Genomic DNA, 2,899 nt, shown 5'->3' on the forward strand with positions numbered 1-2,899 from the left:
ACCCTAAAAAGGGTCTTTTTATTGTTTGGGCTTAACTCCGCTAAATTATCATTTAGCAAAAAGTCGTTCATTTGCAGATTAAATTTTATCTAAGAATGAAAGAACTTTTTAAACAAAAAATCCTTAATGAGATGAGTAATAGCCTAAATTTTCAGCAGATGAAATTATTAGAGACTGTTTTAGAACAAAATATTAAAAATCTTACTATAGACCTGTTATCAGAGAAAATGCCGAACGAAAAACCTATCAGTTTGCTTCATTCTTTTCTGTCTGCAAAGAAAATAGAAGGTTGCTCAGAAAAATCGTTAAAATATTATTTTTCAACTATTCAAGCTCTTCTCAATAAACTAAACAAAAATATTAGTGACATTTCTACAAATGATTTAAGACTTTACCTTTCTGATTATCAGGAAAAAAATGATTCAAGCAAAGTAACTATTGATAATATTAGAAGAATCTTTTCCAGTTTTTTCTCGTGGCTAGAAGATGAAGATTATATATTAAAATCTCCTGTACGAAGAATACATAAAGTGAAAACAGCCAAAACCATAAAAGAAATTCTAACCGATGAAGAAATTGAAAAACTAAGAGATAACACTAATAATATCAGAGATTTAGCTATTGTAGAAATTCTTTCTTCCACAGGAATGCGAGTAGGTGAATTAGTAAAAATAAACACAAAAGACATTGATTTCCAAGAGCGTTCTTGCATTGTTACAGGGAAAGGAAATAAACAAAGGGAAGTTTATTTTGATGCTCGAACAAAAATTCATCTCTTAGAATATATTAATAGTAGAAAAGACACTGAAGAAGCTTTATTTGTTTCTTTTTCTAAACCTAATAAACGACTAACTATCAATAGCATAGAGAGTATTTTACGAAATTTAGGCAAGAAATGTAATATCAATAAAGTTCACCCGCATAAATTTAGGCGCACTCTTGCTACAATGGCTATTGATAAAGGGATGCCCATAGAGCAAGTACAAAAACTACTAGGACACACCAAAATAGATACTACGATGCATTACGCAATGGTCAATCAAATCAATGTAAAAATGGCTCATCGTAAATTTATTAGTTGATTTTTCCTATTCAATATTTCTTATTGCAATTTTTGGAATAAAATTTCAATAATAATTTTCTTATTGAAAAAAATCAAAAAAAATTTCAATAACAGTTTTTTTATTGTAATTTTGCCCCAAAAATAAGCTATGGAAAATTTTCAATCAGGACAATATATAAATCAAGGTTATTATAAAAGCTTCCAGCCAAACTTTATTGATAGAGAATGGAAAGTTTTGGATATGAGTATTTTACAACTTCTCAGTAAAGCAGATAGACATCTGGGAAGATTGGATATGTATTCACAATATGTTAATATTGAGCTGTTTATAAAAATGCATATCGCCAAAGAAGCTACACAATCTTCTAAAATAGAAGGTACACAAACTAATATAGAAGAGGCTTTTTTGAAAAAAGAGGAAATCAATTTTGAAAAAAGAAATGATTGGGAGGAAGTTCAAAATTACATTTCAGCAATGAATGAAGCTGTGAAATTATTGCATACACTTCCCTTTTCATCTCGATTGATTAAACAAACTCACAAAATATTGTTACAAGGTGTTCGTGGAGAACACAAATTACCTGGGGAATATCGTACCAGCCAAAACTGGATTGGAGGTGCTTCTATTTCTGATGCCGTATTTATCCCCCCTGTTCATACTAGTTTGAACGAGTTGATGTCGGATTTAGAAAAATTTGCTAATGACGAGTTAAACCCATTGCCTGATTTACTAAGAATAGCTATTATTCATTATCAATTTGAAACTATACACCCTTTTTTAGATGGAAATGGGCGTGTGGGGAGGCTTCTTATTACCTTATATTTAGTAGATAAAGGCATCTTAAAACAACCGATTCTCTATCTTTCAGACTTTTTTGAAAAACATAGAACACTTTATTATGATAATCTGATGCGAGTGAGAACTCACAATGATTTAGCACAATGGTTGAGATTTTTCTTGACGGGTGTTATTGAAACTTCACAAAAAGGAGTAGAAACTTTTGATGGAATTTTGCAACTTCAAAAAAATGTAGAGTTGAAAATCAAAGAATTAGGCTCTAAGAGTAAAGATGCAAGTAAAGTACTAGAATATCTTTATCATAACCCAATCATAGATGCTCCAAAAGTAGAAGAAATCACAGGAAAAACCCTTCGCACGGCGTATAGTCTCATTACAGAATTAGAAAAATTAGAAATTCTTAGAGAAATTACTGGAGCTTCTCGTGGCAAACTATATGCTTTTGAAGATTATATCAACCTATTTAATTAATTGATGATGGAGAAAATAAGATTAGGAGATTTAGTAAATACTTCATCAGGAGCTACTCCTTTGAGTTCAAATAAAGAATATTATGAAAATGGTGATATACCTTGGATAAATAGTGGTGAAGTTGGACAATATAAAATAAACTTTGCTGAAAAATTTATTACAAAAGAGGGATTTGAAAAATCTAACACTAAAATTTTTCCAAAGGATACTATTTTAGTTGCAATGTATGGAGCTACAGCTGGAAAAACAAGTATTTTGAATATTAATGCTTGTACCAATCAGGCTGTTTGTGCTATCTTACCTAGTGAAAATGTAAATAATATTTTTCTAAAATACAAATTAGATAGTATTTATGATTATTTAGTACAAATTAGTAGTGGTTCTGCAAGAGATAATCTATCACAAAAAGTAATTCAAGATTTAGAAATCAATCTCCCCCTCCTTGAAACCCAGCAAAAAATTGCTAAAATTCTCTCAGATATTGACGATAAAATAGAAGTTCTACATCAAATAAATGATAATTTAGCGGAGTTAAGCCCAAACAATAAAAAGACCCTTTTTAGGGT

3 protein-coding genes are annotated in these 2,899 nt (G+C 30.1%); all 3 read left to right on the forward strand.

Annotation, left to right across the window (positions count from 1 at the left end; all coding sequences use genetic code 11):
- Positions 1-95: 95 nt before the first annotated feature.
- A complete protein-coding gene (gene xerA, locus RYK20_RS10860; protein ID WP_314288831.1) occupies positions 96-1,082 on the forward strand; it encodes a site-specific tyrosine recombinase/integron integrase in 987 nt (328 codons plus the stop codon).
- A 129-nt stretch (positions 1,083-1,211) separates the two neighbouring features.
- Positions 1,212-2,333 carry a Fic family protein gene (locus RYK20_RS10865; protein ID WP_314288833.1) on the forward strand — a complete coding sequence of 374 codons (1,122 nt, stop codon included), beginning with the start codon at positions 1,212-1,214 and terminating at the stop codon, positions 2,331-2,333.
- A gap of 6 nt (positions 2,334-2,339) precedes the next feature.
- Positions 2,340-2,899 (forward strand): restriction endonuclease subunit S (locus RYK20_RS10870; protein ID WP_314895438.1); only part of this gene is annotated, 560 nt, incomplete at its 3' end.

It is taken from the genome of uncultured Capnocytophaga sp. (assembly GCF_963525585.1).
GTDB lineage: Bacteria > Bacteroidota > Bacteroidia > Flavobacteriales > Flavobacteriaceae > Capnocytophaga.

Bases quoted from the DNA above. Each gene is read 5' to 3' on its own strand.
- RYK20_RS10865 (WP_314288833.1), top strand. From the start codon at position 1,212: ATGGAAAATTTTCAATCAGGACAATATATAAATCAAGGTTATTATAAA.
- xerA (WP_314288831.1), top strand. From the start codon at position 96: ATGAAAGAACTTTTTAAACAAAAAATCCTTAATGAGATGAGTAATAGC.